This is a genomic window from Teredinibacter haidensis (assembly GCF_014211975.1).
In the GTDB taxonomy this organism is placed as follows: Bacteria; Pseudomonadota; Gammaproteobacteria; order Pseudomonadales; family Cellvibrionaceae; genus Teredinibacter; species Teredinibacter haidensis.
Genome location: NZ_CP060084.1, coordinates 1494236 through 1512413, shown reverse-complemented (window position 1 = coordinate 1512413; position 18178 = coordinate 1494236). Strand labels below are relative to the sequence as shown.

The following is an 18178-nucleotide window of genomic DNA, read 5'->3' as shown; positions in this document are numbered from 1 at the left end:
AGCAGGTAAGCCTTAGTGGTCGTGAGAAGCGCCGGACTTTTCAATATCGGCTTTGATAATAAAACTGTTTTCCGTCACGTATTCGGTGCTGGTGTTTAATCCCCCCAATACCTCCACCCATTCCCCCACTTCACGCCCAAGCTCTAGCATGCGCACTTCATATTCGTCACCCACTTTTGCGTATACCACAGTAAAGTCTCTGAAGGCCTGTAAGCCAATCCGTTTAACGGCTAGTGGTACGCTAAAGCGCGCGACTTCAATATCACCGGTAATAAATTGACCCGCTGATAGCGTATTATTTTCATTGTCGATTTCTACACGTACGGTACTGGCTTGATTTGCCTTTAGTTGCGCATCAATTGCGTTCACACGCCCGGTCAATGCAGCCTCTTGTCCATTAACATGCAGGGTGACTTCGGCGCCTACAGCAACGCGTTTTCGATCAGTTGGGAATACCGATAGCTCCGCCGTGAGCTTTGAAGTATCAACAATTGACATCAAGGTGCGACTGCTACTTTGTTCGCCAGGATTGGCTGCTTTGCTGGTGATGACGCCATTAATGGGCGAGTTAATGGTGAAACTTTTTAAGCTCTCATTGCTGTTGATGGTGATGAGCTTATCTCCAGCCTTTACCGTTTGCCCTAAGCGCGCATGTACTTTTGTTATTTCACCCTCAAAGCGCGCGCTAATTTTTCGCTCGGCGTCGGGTTGCGGGACTAGCTTGCCGAACGATTCGATGGTTTCAACCAGCGTGGCTTCACCGGCTATTTCGGTTTGTATCTCCATCGCCTCAGCTACAGCGGGCTCAATACGTGTTCGACCTTCAAAGTTATCGTATTGCCATTGATGCTTCTTGCTTTGGTGGTCTGCTTTAATTGTTACTACAAACGAGTGCGGTTCATAAATTTCCATATCGCCGCGCAAAAAATCGGCTTGTGGTTTGAAGTTGATCGTATCAACCACGTTACCTAAGCGAGTGAGCGTTACCACCAGCGAAACATCTTCCGGCTTGACGGGCTGCCCATCATTCATAACCCACACACGAAATTCCGGCGGCACACCTGTTTCAAAAATAGCGAGTTCCAGTACAAAGTTTCCATCTTTTAACAAACGACCACGGTGCTCGCCTTTTTCAGGTTCGGCTTCTTTAACTTCTGTTTCAACGGCCAAGCTGAAAGAGGTATACCCAAGAAAAGCTAAAGTAATAAGCGCAATTATAAAGGAGCGCAGAGGCATAAAAGGGCGTAGAAGAGAGTTAATCATTGGTTATCCCCGTTGTTTTCAAATTCTTTTGCAGATGACGTTCCCATTAAGTTCAGCCCCATTAAATTCAGCCCAGTTAAACGCTCAATTTCCGTCAAATTGTTGTGCGCTTTTAAGCGTACGTCGATCAATTCCATTCTTGTATCCAAGACTTCGTTTTGTAGGGCATACCACTCTCTGTAGCTGTATTTTCCCAGCGAGTAGGCTTTTTGTGTTTCAACAAGCGCTCGCTCCAGGCGCGGCAATATTTTCTGTGTAAGTGCGTTGTTGAGGTGATAGCTGTGCTGAAGCTCTTCGTAAAGCACATACAGCTGGGTAGACAATTGAATCTCTTTAGCGCGAGCATCAGCGATGTAACGAGCTTGCTCTGCGCTAAGTGCCGAAATTTGATGCCGGTTGCGTGTGGATTTACCCAGCGGCAGGGATACGCCAAATATTAAACCGTAATCTTCTGTCGCCTCGTATCGTCGGACCCCGGTATTAAATCGCCAACGATTTTTTACCTCTTCACGCACCAAGGTGATTTCAGTGTCGATAACCCGTTGTTGCGTTAAAAAATATCGCACTTGAGGGTTATTATTTATCCCGCTCTCCAAGGTGTCATAGTTGATGACTTGTTCGTTTAGCGTTAGCGCTCCGTTAACCCTAAGAAAATCGACACTAGCGCTTCCCCATTGCGATGCCAGTACCTTTTTAGCCGACGTTAATTCATGCTGAATATCTTCTACCTCAAGTTCACGTCGCTCCAAATTAACCTCAGCTTGCAACTTATCAGCAGACGGAGAGCGCCCAGCATCCACCCGTTTTTGTATTTCTCTGAGTATTTGAATGGCGTGTTGCTGTGCATTTTTAGCCACAACTAATCTTTCCTGATAGGCCAGCACCGTTAAAAACGCATGTGCCGTTTGCGCTGCAACATCGTAGCGTTGAATGTCACGTTCAATTTCCAGTACGTCAGCCTTGGACTGGGCAGACTTGACGCGCTGATCAAGCAGGCCACCCTGTAAAACCCAACTGATGCTGAGTGTTGATTGCGCATTGTCGAGTCCCGTTTGTTCGCCGGTACCGAGCGCATCTTCAAGCGTTAGATTGATTTCCGGCTTTTCACCAATAGCGGCTTGTTGGGCCTGCGCATTGGCACTCTTTACGCGGTATTGATAAGACGCAAGTATTGGGTGGCTTTGCAAACTAAGTTCTACCGTTTGCCGGAGCGTCAATTCGTTCCGAGGAGTTTCAGCTGCCATAAGGGATGCTGACAGACCGAAATAAATTACGGCTCCGGAGAGGCCGGCAAGCTTAAGTAAACAACTAAAAAACCGATTGCAGGTCGGTTTTTTAGTTGTGCTAAAGGGGATAGGCAATCGCATTAGCGCTCCTTTAAAAGCGTAAAGTTAAAATAGATAATTTAGTGGCTAAACAGCCGTTCAAGTGCATGATGAAATAGATCAACAGACAAGGTGCTGACTAGAGTTGCCATTACTGAAAACGATAAAACTAATAAGACCGGAAATGACTGACCTTTGTTATCGTTAAGAAGAGACTCAATGCGCAAAGTCAGCGGATGAGTAGAGAAATGGCAATTCGGCGTCGGCATTGCTGTGCCTATGTTTTTATGGCTTAACTTGGAAACTTTGAGCAAGGTTTTAGCTATTACCGTTTCATCGTTAACCGTAGACAACACAGATTCGTCTGCGGCCTGCTCCAAGGCGAGTGAAAAATCACTATTCAGTTGTTGTGCAATAAACGTCGGAAAAAAAGCCGCCAATAGTGAAAAGCCATATTTCCTCAGTGGATCGTGCGCCCTCGCGTGTGCTAACTCATGCTCTGCAACAACGGTTGCTTCTAGTGTGGTCAGCTGATCGCTAAGCCCACTTGTGATGTATGACCTAGGACTAAAAAGTCCCGAGGTGAACGCTCGAGATTCTTCTGATTCGATAACCGTCAGGCTCTGCTCAGAATTAACGTTTTGTATAAAGAAATCGAGCTGATTTAGTTGCTTGTTGGCCTTCATGGCTTTGGCTAACTTCGCTAAACACACACTAAAAAAAATAACACAAAACACACATAACGATGCGCCATGCCAGCTAAGAATTTCAAATTGGTAAATGTGGTGCCAATGTAGGACAGTGGCTAGCCATGTGTCGCTACTCGACGTTAATTCAGGGAGCACGAGTAACGCAACACTAAATAAACTGATAATCCAGGGCAGAATGCCAATGCACCATAAAATACTGATCCTAGCATTAGCCTGAAAACGGTTTAGTGAATTCGGGGTGAAGAATAAGGTCATGCTGATAAAGATCAGCGACGCGCAGAGACTGACAAAAACAATTGACAATATATTCAGGCTCAGCCCCAAATAGCCCAAAATCATTTTGCGCCACCAGTCCGAGAAGTCGCACGCTTTTCTTCTATCAGTCGCTCGAGTTCATCCAGTTGTTCATTGTCAAGATCTGAAGATAGAGAGGAGAAGGCGGCGAGCAAAGGACTGTCTTTTGTCGAACCAAAATCACTGGCGATATCATTGATTAATTGTCCTATAAAGGCGTTGCGATTTATTGCGGCTTTGTATAGGTAAGCGTGCCCATGCTTTTCTCGACTTAACAAACCTTTTTTGAACAGGCGATCTAGGGTACTTTGGATCGTATTTAACGTACCGCCGCGAGATTTCTCAAAATGTGCGAATACTTGCTTCGCATCCACTTCGCCAGTATCCCAGATGTGCTGAAGCACTAATTTTTCGAGTTCGCCAAGGTTCATAATATCAATTACGCTGAATTTATACGGACGGTAAGGTAGCACGACAAAAACCGATTGGCTATCGGTTTTTGTCGTGCTTTTAACTCGGAAAGTATGGGTGCAGCTTGATTAAGACTGTAGTTCAATCAATGACGCGAAGTGACTAAGCAACCCGTAAGCCCTTATTTCGTACTGGTTTTTGGACAAATATACCTGTTTTTATGGATAGCGTTTAATATAGTATGTATATACATGGTATGTAATACAGTACGAAATATCGAGAGGTAAACTATGGCAAGAGGCGGCGTTAACAAAGCATTAGTATCCAAAGCGCGCGAAACCCTAATCAGTCGAGGCGAAAACCCGTCCATTGATGCAATTCGCGTGGAGCTGGGCAACACCGGCTCCAAGTCAACCATCCATCGCTATCTACGCGAGATTGAAGAGGAGGCGTCGGGTCGACCGGATGACGAGGCGCTGCTCAGCCAGCCGATAAAAGAGCTTGTTGGCCGCCTGGCTTCCACACTAAAACAGGAAGCGCAAGCGGTTATAGACGAGAACCACGTCAGGCATCAGAATCAAGTGCAGTCGCTCATGACCCGCACTAAAGAGCTTGAGGACACGTTAGCCGCCGATAAAAAAACGCTTGAAGAAAAGGAGTCTCGCCTACAAAACGCGCTCGCTGAGTTAGCCGCGAGCAAGGTCGCCGAAGAAGCTTTAAAAGCAAAAGTAACCCAAGCCAGTCAAACGGAAGAAAAACTTCAGGCGCTACTAGCTGAAAGGCAGACCCAGATCGAGTCGTTGGAAGAAAAACATTGTCATAACCGAGAATCCATGGAGCATTATCGAACGTCGGTAAAAGATCAGCGCGATCAGGATCAACGGAAGCATGAGCAGCATAATCAGCAGCTTCAAGCTGAAATTCGGACACTCAATCAAACTCTTTCAGTTAAACAAACCGATATTACACAGTTAAATAAGGATAACGGACGCTTTGCGGCTGAACTCAGCGCTACGCAAAAAGATACTTCAATCCTAGAATCTGAACAGCGCAGATTAATAGCGCGATTGGAATCTAAAGCGGAGGAAGCAGATTCACTTAAAGCACAAGTATCTGAATTGAAAGGCCAATCAGCGGAACTCGACAAGCTTAAAATACTGAATGAAGAACTACAGACCTGGAAGGCAGAGGCATCAGTGTCTATAGGCAAGCTAGAAGCGGAAGTCTCATTTAAGACAGGTATGATGAATCGGTTACTAGAAGAGAAAAAGCTTAACGTTGGCGACCAATTAGCACTAGAGCAAGGGAGCCCCATAATACCTTAAAACAAAGAAATTGATGCGTGAAATTCGCACAATTCTTCCATGAGAAGATGACCAATATTTTCATATAAATCATCAGGTTAGGTACGAAGTGGCTAAATTCAACCTTTTTGCCGGCCGGACCTCTAATACGTGTATGGGATTTTATTTTAAAGATTACAAGCTATTCGTATATGTGATACCGCGTATCAAAGTAGGTCGTTGCGCTCGATGCTTTCCCCTGTTGTGAATGTTAAGTTTAAACTGCTGGTATTCGCCATCTATCAGTCTGAATCAATATGCATAATTGGTTTAAGGAATATTGATGTTTACCATTTTCACAAAGCTTGCTGACTGGATAACCTACGGTGCTCTGAGTTTCGATCCGCAAAGTAAACTTGCCGACGCCACACACTTTTTTATAGAAGATGTCAGTAAAATTTACGTGCTGCTGGTGGTCATGATCTACACTATTGCCTTACTACGCGTGTCTTTAGATGTGGAAAGAGTCAGAGATTTTTTGGCGAGTAAGCATAAGGGCGTTGGGTATTTTCTCGGGTCCGGTTTTGGTGCCATTACACCGTTTTGTTCCTGTTCCAGTATTCCGGTTTTTTTAGGCTTTACTTCTGCGGGTATCCCTGTCGGGATTACCATGGCTTTCCTGTTGACCTCCCCATTGGTCAACGAGGTTGCGGTGCTGCTATTGGTGAGCTTACTTGGATGGAAGTTCACTTTTCTTTACGTTTTAGTCGGTGTATTCGTCGGGATTGTCGGTGGTATTTTCCTTGATGTGATTCGTGCCGAGAGATGGCTTCAATCGTTTGCAGCAAAGGCCTTGGAGCGCGGTAGAAAAACGCAATACAATCAAGATATAATCACTTTTGCTAAGTCCCCAATAAAATTTAAAGAGCGTCACGCATTCGCCAAGTCCGAAACGCTAGAAATTTTTTCCCGCGTTTGGAAGTGGGTTATTGTCGGTGTGGGTCTCGGGGCCGTCTTACATGGGTTTGTACCGGATAGCTGGATCGAAAACCGCCTCGGTGATGGCCAGTGGTGGTCTGTCCCTGCCGCAGTACTTCTCGGGATTCCGCTGTATTCGAATGCTACCGGCGTTATTCCTGTCATGGAAAGCCTTATCATTAATGGCTTGCCAGTGGGGACGACTTTGGCATTTTGCATGAGTACGGTGGCGGCCAGCTTTCCCGAGTTTATTTTGCTCAAGCAAGTCATGCAGTGGAAACTTCTATGTATTTTATTCGCCATACTGCTAACAGCTTTTACTGTTGTTGGTTGGGTGTTTAACTTTATTAGCCCTATTTTCTGAGGAAATAACTATGAAGAACATTAAAGTTCTCGGCAGCGGGTGCACCAAGTGCGTAAAAACCGCCGAGCTAATTAGAGAAATTGCGACAGAAGAAAATTGCGACGTCAACGTATCCAAAGAAACAAGTCCTGAAGTCATCATGTCTTACGGCGTTATGAGTACTCCTGCCGTGGTAATTGATGGAATAGTAATTCATAGTGGTTCAGTGCCTACTCAATCTCAAATCGCCTCTTGGTTAAAATAGGTCTATAGACGATAGAAATAGAAACATACGAGAATTCAGCTGGCCAATTTTATGAAGCCGAGCATCTCTTATGTAAACCGCATGCTCACCAATATTGATTTTGAATGTGCGAAACCGACCGATTCAACAAGGTTGTTTAAAATACGGAAAAGTGAATCAAACTCCAAAAATATTGTTTTGTGCCTCCGAAGCTTGGGAGTCGAAGTATTTTTCAGCGGAAATACCTACCTTTTCCCCTTTGGTATGACCTTTTCCAGGCGACGCCGAAAACCAATATTCCAAGGTTCGGGAGCGATCTGGCGCGGCATCAGTCCTGAGCTTCAGGTCGGTCGTTATGAGTGCACAAATCGCCTTAATACTTCTGACTTTTTAAGGGGAGCGACCAAGACAAGGTAAAACGTTTGCAAGTATTTAACGTTCTATAAATTTTGATGACGTAAAATAAATACGCACCACAATTCACTTAAAAACGCTACTTGCCAAACAGCCTTAATTACTATAACTTGTGCCACATCAATTTATGGCCACCACATATAGTGGCTAAGGGTTGAGTATAGGGGAATCCGGTGAGAATCCGGAACTGTCGCGCAACGGTGATAGCAGGCTGAATATTACAGACCGCTTAAGTCCGATTACCTTTCTTATTAACCAGCGTCTCGCGTAAAGGCCCGGGTTTGAAAGTCGTCGGTATTTTGCGCTTTCATTCCCTGGCATCCGGGCCAGGAACAAAGCATGCAAAACGACCCAATCGTCACTGAAGACCATCTCAGCCATTCCACCCACACCGCCATAGATAACGCACCCACGCACAGCGAATATCGCGTTATTCGCCGCAATGGCAAACTCACAGTATTTGACCGCAGTAAGATTATGGTGGCCGTCACCAAGGCTTTCCTCGCTGTCGAGGGAAGCACCGCGGCCGCATCTAGCCGAATACACGAAAAGGTCGACCAAATCACTGACCAAGTGATCAAAGCCTTGTTTCGTCGCCTTCCTGAAGCCGGAACGGTACATATTGAAGACATTCAGGACCAAGTTGAACTCGGGCTAATGCGCAATGGCGAACAAAAAGTCGCGCGTGCCTACGTGCTATACCGGGATCAGCACGCTCAGCAGCGGGCGTCGAAACAAACCGACGATACGTCGTCGTCAGCCACGATTAGCATTGTATTGAATGACGGCAGTCGACAACCATTGAATCAGACACGCCTGCAGAACGTAATTGATGAGGCTGTCAGCGGGCTAGAGGATATCGACGCGCACAAGGTGATGCGGATCACCTTGAATGCTGTTTACGATGGTATGAAAGAAGAGGATCTGTATGCGGCACTGGTTATGAGCGCTCGTAGCCTGATCGATCAGGAGCCAAATTACTCCCAGGTATCGGCACGCTTGCTGTTGGACAACTGTCGTCGCGAGGCTTTGAGTTTTGTCTTTGATCGGAAACATGAAGCGACTCAGTCAGAAATGTCGAATTTATATGGCGACTACTTTAAGGCTTACATTAAACGTGCAGTTGATCTTGAGTTACTCGACTCCGAGCTAGCACGTTTCGATCTAGACAAATTATCGGCAGCTTTATTGCCAGAGCGAGATTTACAATTCACCTATTTAGGCCTGCAAACACTTTACGACCGGTACTTTATTCATAGCAACCAACAGCGCTTGGAATTACCTCAGGCTTTTTTTATGCGCGTAGCCATGGGGCTTGCGATAAATGAAATCAATCGAGAGCAGCGCTGCATTGAATTTTATACGCTATTGTCGTCATTTGATTTTATGAGTTCGACACCCACGCTGTTTAATTCCGGTACGTTGCGACCACAATTGTCGTCCTGTTACCTGACCACAGTGCCGGATGATCTGGACGGTATATATTCATCGCTTAAGGATAACGCTCTGTTATCGAAATTTGCTGGCGGTTTAGGTAACGACTGGACACGTGTACGTGGCCTTGGTGCGCATATTAAAGGCACTAACGGGGAATCGCAGGGCGTTGTACCCTTTTTAAAAGTTGCCAATGATACTGCCGTTGCTGTTAACCAAGGTGGCAAGCGAAAAGGGGCAATGTGTGCCTACCTTGAAACCTGGCATATCGACATAGAAGAGTTTTTAGAGCTACGCAAAAATACCGGTGATGAGCGTCGTCGAACCCACGATATGAACACCGCGAATTGGGTGCCAGATTTATTTATGAAACGGGTAGCAGAAGAGGGTGAATGGACTTTACTTTCACCCGAAGAAGCACCCGATCTGCATGAACTCTATGGGCAGGCGTTTGAAGATGCTTATATCCAATACGAGGCCAAAGCAGGGCGCGGTGAACTGCGCATGTACAAAACGGTGAAGGCCTTAGACTTGTGGCGCAAGATGCTCGGTATGTTGTTTGAAACAGGACACCCCTGGATTACCTTCAAAGACCCGTGCAATATCCGCTATACCAATCAGCATGTGGGTACTGTGCACAGCTCGAATTTGTGTACCGAAATAACGTTGCATACCAATGACAATGAAATTGCGGTCTGTAATTTGGGGTCAGTCAATCTGGCTGCTCATATTGATGAAAACGGCTTAAATCGGGAAAAGCTACAACGCACAATCAACACCGCAATTCGGATGTTGGACAATGTAGTTGATTACAATTACTACAGCGTGCCGCAAGCGCGGAACTCCAACCTACAGCATCGCCCAGTAGGCTTGGGTATTATGGGCTTTCAGGATGCACTGTATATGCTTAATCTACCATACGGAGCGCTGGAAGCTGTAGAGTTTGCAGATCAATCCATGGAAGCGGTTAGCTATTACGCTATTCAGGCCTCGTCGAACCTAGCTAAAGAGCGCGGCAGTTATTCAAGTTTTCAAGGGTCTTTATGGAGCCAGGGTGTTCTACCATTAGATTCCAATCAACGCCTTATCGAGCAGCGCGGCAGCTATATTCAATGTGACCAAAGCAGCACTCTGGACTGGGGAAGCCTACGCAAGACAATACAAGAGCAGGGGATGCGCAACAGTAATTGTTTAGCTATTGCCCCCACGGCTACTATTTCTAATGTTTGCGGCGTTACCCAGTCAATCGAACCCACATACCAAAATATGTATGTGAAATCTAACTTGTCCGGCGAATTTGTTGTGGTAAACCCATACCTGGTAAAAACCTTAAAGCAACATGATTTGTGGGACGAGGTCATGGTAAATGATCTGAAATACTACGATGGATCATTGGCACATATCGACCGTATACCCGAAGCGATTAAATTGCTTTATTCATCGGCATTTGAACTTGATACGCGCTGGCTTATTGAAGCTGCAGCACGCAGACAAAAATGGATAGATCAGGCGCAGAGTCTAAATTTGTACATGGCAGAACCCTCCGGTAAAAAGTTAGATCAGCTATACAAACTTGCTTGGGTGCGTGGATTAAAAACGACCTACTACCTGCGTTCCATTGGCGCCACACATATGGAAAAATCTACCACGCAAGTCGATAATGCTTTCGTCGAAAACACGGAAAAATCTTGTTCGATTCTGGATCCAGATTGCGAAGCCTGCCAATAGAACTAGGGGAGAAAAGCTATGTTAAATTGGGATAACCCATTAGACACGTTTACAAATGAAAAAACTGTAACGTCAATTACAAACGAACACGCTCTGGACTCTATTGAACAAGTAGGGGAATCTGAAATACCACAGCATTCCACCTCTTCGTTAGACACTATGAAACCAGTCGCCGCTGAAGATAAACGAGTGATCAATGGTTTAACGGACATTAATCAGTTAGCACCTTTTAAGTATCCGTGGGCATGGAATTTTTTCCTCAATGCCAATAAAAACCACTGGACGCCGTTAGATATCAATATGTCTAAGGACGTACATGACTATCATCATCGGCTAACACAAGAAGAAAAACATGTTTATGAGAATGTTCTCTCCTATCTAACCACGTCAGACATCTTGGCGATGCGTAACGTGGGCTTAGCGGTAATGGAGAAAATGACCGCGCCAGAATTGCAGATTTACCAGGCTCGTCAGGTCTATGAAGAGGCGCTTCATACTTGGACCTACCAACACTGCATCGAAACAATTGGCTTGGATCAGGGAGAGATTTATAACCGCTACCGTGTTGTTCCAGCCATTAACAATAAGATACAAATGGCGAACACTAAAATTAACTCCGTGTTAAGGCCCGATATAGACTTAAACGATAAGGATGAATTGGAAAATTTCGTTATGTCTTATATGTTCTTTGCTGGCGTATTCGAGGGTTGCTGGTTTTATAATGGTTTCAGTCCAATATTTTCCTTGCAGCGTCGCGGGCTCATGTCTGGCACTTCGGAGCAGTTGCAGTACATTATGCGAGATGAGGTTATGCACAGTGCTTTTGGTATTCGCACAGTAAAACAAATTATTTTTGAAAATGATATGAAGCTGGATCCTAAAGCGATCAAGGATATGTGGCTGGAAGCGGAAGCTTGTGAAACAGAATATGCACACTACATTCTTCGCGACCCAATATTAGGATATAGCGCCGAAGAACATATAGAACAGTTCCGTTTTATTGCCAATCGTCGCGCGAAGCAGCTGAATCATGCAGAGCCCTTTCCAGGTGCAGGTAACACCTTAACCTGGCTGGATGAGCAGGCCAATTTACGCAAAGAAAAGAACTTTTTTGAAACGCGTGTTACAGAGTATCAGGCTGGCGGCGCATTGAAGTGGGATTAGTGTAAAAGCCGTCGTTAGGGGGCTTTATGCACCCTAACGACGCTGTTGCTAGTGAGTGTTAGGCTGTGCGCAATGTTGTTCAGCCATAACAAACGCTATTTTATGGTTGAATACGTCAACAGACGTCCCTTGAACCAAATCCCTTGGTCGTAACTTTCCATCGGAAAATTTGTTGGCCATTGACAGCAGACTACAGCTTCTGCGAGCAGCGTGGCTCTTAAAACGGTGATCGCGCTTAGATTTTCCATCGGTACCACGGTTAATCGTGGCAGCATATAGAATGTTCTCCATCATTCGGATTTGATTCCATTTATGCCATCGATATCGAGCACTTCCTTCAATATCACCATTTTTAACCTTGGCCTTAAACCATTGGAATAACTCCATAGCCGTGCTGACCTTAAGCTCCAGCGAAAGCCCAACCAAAACAGGATCGTGATCGGAATTTCGAGTCGAAGTTTCAGCTAAAAAGTAACTGGCATCACGCCCATAATCCAGATTGTAATCCAGGGCATCGGCCTCGTCGGCGTTAATATGCCAAACACTTGCCTCGTTGAATTTATCAAAAAGGCTATCGCTTAACAGGATGTAATCGAGCGTGCCGGTCTGACCATCGAACACATAGGAGTAGGTGTTTTCATTCTCCACATTATTGAAACCCTGGCTTAATAGATATTGCACCGGCTCTTCCTGAGCATACGCATTGAGATCTCCAAGAATGATAATGTCGTCATCGGAAATTCCAGTGGGATAGGTATCGACCCAAGCCGTTACAGCCTGAGCAGCTTCCAGCCGACGTTGGTTCCAGAATCCGGCACCGTTGCCCTGGTCGTAGTTATCACTCGCCGTGTCTTCAAGGTCGGATGAACCTTTAGATTTAAAATGGTTTGCAACAATAGTGAATGTATCATTGCTTTCCAAGTGCGTAAAACTTACCGCAAGCGACGAGCGGTTTGTACCAGGGCCGTTAAACAGTGGGTTAGATTCGAAATCGCGGCCATTGAATATTGGTAGTGTAGCAGCAACGGTATCATCTAGGATCGCAGCCTCTGAGTTTGTGGCCAGTGCAACCACAGAGGGCTTATATATAAAGCCGACTGCAATCGCATCACCACCAACAAATGTTTTACCAGGGTAAACGTAGTCATAGGTGGTTTTACCTACTTGTGAGTTAATAGCATTGACTAAGGCCTCAATAGCGGTTGAGCCATCGTTTACGTTATCAAATTCATTTTCCACTTCAACCAGCCCCAAAACATCTGCATTGAGCTGAATAATTGCATTGACAGTTTTTTGTAATTGACGATCAAACTCGTCGGTAGAATCTGCTCCACGCGGATCGTGACCAGCAGCGGTTATTACGCTATCTTCGTCTATTGTCTTAAACAGGTTTAACACATTAAATGACGTTATCTTTAAATTCCCCTCAACGTTGGGTGCGGAAATGGGTCTGGTATTATCCGAGTTATCGAGATACGTGGAAGTAAATACATTAATACCGTTTGTATGTGATCTTAATCTCCAGGAGGCACCAGAGGTGCTACTGCCTGCCCATTTATAATCAAGAATGCCGCTCAGATTCGCCGCGGTATCGCCCATACGTTTAGCGGTTAACTCAGAGTAGGGGGCAAAACCATCAAGATCATTGATGCTCACGTTTTGCTGATTTAAGCCATCATCATAAATCAGTGTTCGAGCCCCCTGTTCCTGCAACCACGAATCGTAAAGGGCGGCATCGGGTGAATGCAACTGTGTAAACTGCGTTGGACGCTCACCTGCGGCAACTCGAACCTCATTGAAACGATCCAGCTGGTATTGCTCTGTAATCTTAACTGTATCCGAAAGCCTAACCAGCATTCCCTCATAGGCTTCCAAGTCGGGCTGGTATTTTCCATTCTGGTTTAACGTTGTCGCAGTGTTGGTGGTCAGCGACACCGATGCAGGGCTAACTTCGCTCAACATATTCATGCCAATAATATCGACACCTGTGATATTGCTCAGTTGTGTTTCGCCGTAGTATTGGCCAACGGTTCCACTCACACGCACCATATCACCGAGTTCAACATCTACTCCAAACTCAGTGTCAAAGACAAAAATCCCTTCAGATGAGGTTGGGCTTTCATCTTGATCAATGGTTTGTTCCTGAAGAAAAAATCCGCCCAAATTTCGCGATTCATCGGCGTCGTTGTTTTGAAAATCCCCAACAACAATTGCCTCAACCGTAACGGTCTGACCAATAAGAGGGCTTACATCGGTTTCTCCGTAACTATTGCTTCCCTGCGTTTCGGGCGTGCCTTGAATGCTGGAAATTAACGTGGTTACACGTGATTCGATACAACGGTTTTCTTCGCCGGGTGTCGGGGGCGCCTGAATAAAAGCACTGGTGTTATGCGCGCCGCCCATGCCATTTTCACATCGTTGATTAGAGTCAATGGTGCTACCACTACCCGCATTTTCATCAATTTGAGCTTCACCACTGTTAATTAAAATCAACAGTGCAGTGTCTTCCTCGTCGTTCGTTCCGTAAACAATCGCATCCAAAGTCATGCTGAGTTCAGCAACGGGTGTATCGTTAGGGAAATCATCGGCATTGCCTTCAACCAAAGCAATTGCATCTGCACCATTTTGAATACTGTTGCTGGTTCCGATGACTATATCGATATTTATTACATCCGGATTTCCGACAATAAAATAGCCGTGATTATCGGTTGAATATCCATCCAAATCTATTGCGTTATAACTTGCATCATCGCTGCCATTGTACAGAACGAGTGTTAGGCCAGTCAGATCTGTGTTACCTCTGCCACCATCATAGAGTTCAATAAATTCCTGCGTGTCTGTACCTTCTGTATCTACATCAAATTCGTTAATAATTAGATTGCTCCAATCGGTATTCCCGCTGCTCGAAGATCCACTATCGGGCGAAAATGAGCCCATAGGAATACTGGAACTTGCCGTATCGTTATAGCTTTCGCCATCCAAGGCATTGTTGCCGCTGAATTGCCATTGCGAAAGTTCAAATTCCGCAGAGGGAAGTGAAGTGTTATTCCGATAGGCCCAGCCATCGAGATATTCCCACTCGGCACCCGTTCCGTCGGTGTTCTGGTCGCCAAAAAGATCCCAAACCTGACCATCTTTAAAAAGTTCAACAGCGTCGTCACCATTTATGCTCATTGCGTTTGAGGTGTAGTGGGGGAAAAATCCAAAAAAATCAGTGAATCCATCTTCTTCACTTGAGACATAAATATAGGCACCCTTAGCAACAGAAACTGCGGGGAACGTAAACTCTTCTCCATCAGTCCCTCCACCGTTATTCGCACCACCCAAACCGTAAGAGCTTAAATCTGCAATATTGTCTAGTGCGTATAATTCGACACCCTTTGGTACGCCACCAGTAAGTGGCCCGTCGTATATCGCAGTTATAAGAAGATCGGCACTGGACACCAACGGCATCGTCGCTAGTGATATAGCGATAGCTAGTTTTTTCATTGTATTTCCCTGTTTGCTAAATATGCGAACGCGTTTAATCGCGACTGGTTTGGAGTAGAGCAGTAGATGTTTAATCGAACTTTAGGCCTGCCATAAAAACAAATGCCGATGACAGGAAAATAGCATTTATGTGTCAAATTCAGGGCAGTTGTATTAAATAAGTGTGTGAACGCAACGAAAGACACAGATCGGAAACAAATCAGCAACAAAGTGAGAAATTGCTACATTCTTATCGCGCTTAATATGATAGTTTCCCAACTTTTATAAGCGTAAAATTAAGTGGGTTAATAAATCGGGAGTTGAAGGACATGTTAAAAATTAAAAATGTATGCGGTATTGTCGCTTTATCACTTATATCGTCGTACGCGTTTTCCGGATCTGATAGTGGCTTATATGTTGGCGGATCGCTTGGTATGACCAGCAGCACCGTCACTTATTCCAATTATGATGGGGAGTTTGACGACGACGATACGGGCTACAAGATATTTGCTGGTTATAACCTGGGATTGGTGCCCTTTATTGATCTTGCAATTGAAGGCTCTTACGTTGATTTTGGAAAATCCGGCGGGGAATTACTGTCGCAAGAATTCGGTACGGAAAAGTTCAGTACGGAAAGAACGGCCTGGGATCTGTTTGGCTTGGCGGGGTTTACAACTGGCCCCGTCGCGTTCTTTGGTAAAGTAGGAGTGGTCTCCTGGGATACAGAAGTTAGCATTCAGGATGTTGAAGATACCCTCAAAGATGATGGTAGTGACCTTGCTTACGGCGTAGGCGCTAAATTTCAATTAATGTCATTCTCTGTACGCGCAGAATATGAATACTTCGATTTTGAACACATTGATACCGATATGATTTCGGTCGGCGCTGCTTTTACCTTTTAATAAAACTAACGAATAAAAAGCGGGTAGGCCTCTGTGGGCTACCCGCTTTTTTTGTGTCTAATAACTAGTTTATTAGGAATAGCCAAATACCACTGGCGGGGTAACCGGTTTTTACTGCTCCTGCACCCCGGCAGGTTGTTCTAACAAACAACTACTGAAGGTTTAATTTATATACCGCTGCACCGTTGCTGTTGGTTTCCAGTAGTGTGGCAGTGGTGAGCTGTGCTGCCACAAAATTTCGTGCCCTGTCGGTATTAGGTACCCGGAACGTTATGGTAAGGTCGGTAGAACTTGTGATGCGTGTGAATGACCAGTTGCCATCAGCGGTAGGTGTAACCGGGCTATTGTCTCGAATATAATTGGCTAGAATGGTGCGGTTTGCATTTGGCGAATTAATTACAACGTGATCACTGCCGGTACCCGGGAACACACCGCCGTTTGCACGATAGTTGTTGCTGGCGATAATAAATTCCTTATCGGCAGCTACCGCCTCACCCTGGTACTGAAGATTCACAATACGCTCTGCGCTTGCATCGATAACCTCACAGCTACGATCGTTGCGAGCGGGTTTCGTTACGTCGATCTCGTAGCTCACACCATCGATAACATCGAAGTTGTACGTAGGGAAACCAGAATAGTCGACCAACTCTTGGGGATCGCTGCTGCTGGTATCGATCTGGAAGAACTGTGAGGCCGAGCATTCCAGCCAGCCTTTTAACTCTTCGCCCGTTACTTTAACGGCAACCAGTGTGTTGGGATACAGGTAGAGATCGGCTGCATCACTCAGTGTGAGTTGGCCTTTAGGTACAGTAGTAAAGCTACTTTCAGAACTGCAGTTGCCTTCGCGATCACACGCTTTAAAGGGCGCAGCCGCCGACAGTACGGGCAGATCCTGTAAATTTACATCGCCCTTGATAAGCTCCTCTACGTAGGATTTTTGCGCATCGCTTACGATTTGTATGGATGGGTCATCTTTTACTAGAGCGAGGAAGCTAAAAATATCGTCCGTCGATTCACCAATGGGAGTGCCCATATAGGTGATGGTCGCCTGGTGCTCGGCTTCCAGCTCGGTAGCGATAACGCTATCAGCTTCAACGGTGGCGACACCATCAACCGCGATAGGGCGTGCAGCAACTTTACTACTGGTAACGCTCCATTGGTCGGCGTGTGTATCGTATTCTAGCTCTAAATCAATAATCCCCAGGTGGCTGCCCCAATAACCAGGCATAACAGCCGGAATTCCTTTGATGGTACCTTGGTCGACGTCCACTTCTGGCGTATCGGCAAAACTCGATGAAGGGAAGGTGAGATGGCTGTGACCAAACATGATCGCGTCAATGTCGGCAACATCGGCAAGGTGCCAGCTACTGTTTTCGGATTTGTCTTCGGCACTATAAGCTTTTGTGCTGATGCCTGAATGAGGAATGGCGACAACAATGTCGGCACCTTCTGCTTTCATTTCGGGTACAAAGCGCTCAGCCATGGCTTTGATATCTTTACTGATAACATGGCCATCCAGATTCCCTTTGTCCCACTGCATTATTTGCGGGGGAACAAATCCAATAAACCCTATAGTGATCTCGTGCATATCACCATTTTTGTCCTGTAATGATTTTGTTAACAGGTAGTAGGGTTCGAAATACAGCTGATCATTGTCGGCATTGTTATCGCCATCATCGACAAAAATGTTGGCGGATACGTAAGGAAAGTTTGCATCGTTTACACTTTCCGCAAGAAACTCGAGGCCGTAATTAAATTCGTGATTACCGTAGTTACCCACTGCGTAATCCAGCTCGTTCATGGCTTGGTATACAGGGTGGATTTCACCCGGCGCGATGCCCTTGGCCTGCTGCCAGTCACCCATGGGGCTGCCTTGAATTAGATCGCCGTTGTCGACCAGTACTGAGTTACCGGCTTCACTTAATTCATCACGCGCTTCGTGAATAAGTGTTGCGGTACGTACCAACCCAACTTTTATATCCTGCTGACCACTGTAATAGTTGTAGTCCAATACGTTAGCGTGGATATCCGTAGTTTCCATCAAACGGAGATCGACTTTTACAACACCTCCATCATCGGCCTTTTTTATTTTATCGTCATCATCACCATCACACGCAGTGAGTAAAATGGCTGCAGCTAAAAGTGACGCTGCGCTTAAATAGGGTTTACTTCTAAACATGTTGCTTCCTTGTTGTTAGTGAAAACAATCGCTGCACG

12 protein-coding genes and 1 riboswitch are annotated in these 18178 nt (G+C 45.6%); of the genes, 6 read left to right on the top strand and 6 right to left on the bottom strand.

Translation table 11 applies throughout. The features are described from left to right. Window positions 1–12: 12 nt before the first annotated feature. The 4 genes from H5715_RS05815 to H5715_RS05800 all read right to left on the bottom strand — a co-directional run bounded on the left by H5715_RS05815 (window position 13) and on the right by H5715_RS05800 (window position 4023). Entirely contained in the window at window positions 13–1263 is a 1251-nt protein-coding gene (locus H5715_RS05815) for an efflux RND transporter periplasmic adaptor subunit (protein WP_246434705.1), read from the bottom strand. After that, a complete protein-coding gene (locus H5715_RS05810; RefSeq protein ID WP_075187519.1) occupies window positions 1260–2507 on the bottom strand; it encodes a TolC family protein in 1248 nt (415 codons plus the stop codon). Before H5715_RS05810 ends, H5715_RS05815 begins: the two co-directional genes overlap by 4 nt. A 161-nt stretch (window positions 2508–2668) precedes the next feature. Continuing rightward, a complete protein-coding gene (locus H5715_RS05805) occupies window positions 2669–3637 on the bottom strand; it encodes a M56 family metallopeptidase (protein ID WP_075187426.1) in 969 nt (322 codons plus the stop codon). Further along, window positions 3634–4023, bottom strand: a complete 390-nt coding sequence (locus H5715_RS05800) for a BlaI/MecI/CopY family transcriptional regulator (RefSeq protein WP_075187427.1) — start codon at window positions 4021–4023, stop codon at window positions 3634–3636. The genes H5715_RS05805 and H5715_RS05800 overlap by 4 nt, the downstream gene beginning before the upstream one ends. 270 nt (window positions 4024–4293) lie before the next feature. Between H5715_RS05800 and H5715_RS05795 the strand changes: the two genes are divergently transcribed. The 5 genes from H5715_RS05795 (at window position 4294) to H5715_RS05775 (ending at window position 11591) form a co-directional block, all read left to right on the top strand. Then, on the top strand, window positions 4294–5328 hold the full coding sequence (locus H5715_RS05795) for a DNA-binding protein (protein ID WP_075187428.1): 1035 nt from the start codon (window positions 4294–4296) through the stop codon (window positions 5326–5328). A gap of 301 nt (window positions 5329–5629) precedes the next feature. Further along, on the top strand, window positions 5630–6628 hold the full coding sequence (locus H5715_RS05790; RefSeq protein ID WP_075187429.1) for a permease: 999 nt from the start codon (window positions 5630–5632) through the stop codon (window positions 6626–6628). 10 nt (window positions 6629–6638) lie between these two features. Beyond that, entirely contained in the window at window positions 6639–6872 is a 234-nt protein-coding gene (locus H5715_RS05785) for a thioredoxin family protein (protein ID WP_075187430.1), read from the top strand. Window positions 6873–7398: 526 nt separating this feature from the next. Next, window positions 7399–7530, top strand: a riboswitch (cobalamin riboswitch). Between the two features lie 74 nt (window positions 7531–7604). Next, window positions 7605–10427: a ribonucleoside-diphosphate reductase subunit alpha gene (locus tag H5715_RS05780; protein WP_075187431.1), complete on the top strand. Its 2823-nt coding sequence runs from the start codon at window positions 7605–7607 to the stop codon at window positions 10425–10427. An 18-nt stretch (window positions 10428–10445) separates the two neighbouring features. Continuing rightward, the gene (locus H5715_RS05775) at window positions 10446–11591 is read left to right on the top strand and encodes a ribonucleotide-diphosphate reductase subunit beta (RefSeq protein WP_075187432.1); all 1146 of its coding nucleotides are present in this window, start codon (window positions 10446–10448) and stop codon (window positions 11589–11591) included. A 48-nt stretch (window positions 11592–11639) separates the two neighbouring features. Here H5715_RS05775 and H5715_RS05770 read toward each other — a convergent pair whose 3' ends face one another. Next, the gene (locus H5715_RS05770; protein ID WP_075187433.1) at window positions 11640–15080 is read right to left on the bottom strand and encodes an ExeM/NucH family extracellular endonuclease; all 3441 of its coding nucleotides are present in this window, start codon (window positions 15078–15080) and stop codon (window positions 11640–11642) included. Window positions 15081–15388: 308 nt separating this feature from the next. Here H5715_RS05770 and H5715_RS05765 point away from each other — a divergent pair, with 308 nt between their 5' ends. Beyond that, window positions 15389–15961 (top strand): porin family protein, encoded by a 573-nt coding sequence (locus H5715_RS05765; RefSeq protein ID WP_075187434.1) that lies wholly within the window; start codon window positions 15389–15391, stop codon window positions 15959–15961. Window positions 15962–16112: 151 nt separating this feature from the next. Here the strand turns inward: H5715_RS05765 and H5715_RS05760 are convergent, their stop codons facing one another. Continuing rightward, window positions 16113–18140, bottom strand: a complete 2028-nt coding sequence (locus H5715_RS05760; RefSeq protein WP_075187435.1) for a bifunctional 2',3'-cyclic-nucleotide 2'-phosphodiesterase/3'-nucleotidase — start codon at window positions 18138–18140, stop codon at window positions 16113–16115. Window positions 18141–18178 lie beyond the last annotated feature (38 nt).

Coding starts and splice junctions, on each gene's coding strand:
- H5715_RS05795 (WP_075187428.1), top strand. CDS start 4,294: ATGGCAAGAGGCGGCGTTAACAAAGCATTAGTATCCAAAGCGCGCGAA.
- H5715_RS05775 (WP_075187432.1), top strand. CDS start 10,446: ATGTTAAATTGGGATAACCCATTAGACACGTTTACAAATGAAAAAACT.
- H5715_RS05810 (WP_075187519.1), bottom strand. CDS start 2,507: ATGGCAGCTGAAACTCCTCGGAACGAATTGACGCTCCGGCAAACGGTA.
- H5715_RS05785 (WP_075187430.1), top strand. CDS start 6,639: ATGAAGAACATTAAAGTTCTCGGCAGCGGGTGCACCAAGTGCGTAAAA.
- H5715_RS05760 (WP_075187435.1), bottom strand. CDS start 18,140: ATGTTTAGAAGTAAACCCTATTTAAGCGCAGCGTCACTTTTAGCTGCA.
- H5715_RS05800 (WP_075187427.1), bottom strand. CDS start 4,023: ATGAACCTTGGCGAACTCGAAAAATTAGTGCTTCAGCACATCTGGGAT.
- H5715_RS05765 (WP_075187434.1), top strand. CDS start 15,389: ATGTTAAAAATTAAAAATGTATGCGGTATTGTCGCTTTATCACTTATA.
- H5715_RS05780 (WP_075187431.1), top strand. CDS start 7,605: ATGCAAAACGACCCAATCGTCACTGAAGACCATCTCAGCCATTCCACC.
- H5715_RS05815 (WP_246434705.1), bottom strand. CDS start 1,263: ATGATTAACTCTCTTCTACGCCCTTTTATGCCTCTGCGCTCCTTTATA.
- H5715_RS05790 (WP_075187429.1), top strand. CDS start 5,630: ATGTTTACCATTTTCACAAAGCTTGCTGACTGGATAACCTACGGTGCT.
- H5715_RS05770 (WP_075187433.1), bottom strand. CDS start 15,080: ATGAAAAAACTAGCTATCGCTATATCACTAGCGACGATGCCGTTGGTG.
- H5715_RS05805 (WP_075187426.1), bottom strand. CDS start 3,637: ATGATTTTGGGCTATTTGGGGCTGAGCCTGAATATATTGTCAATTGTT.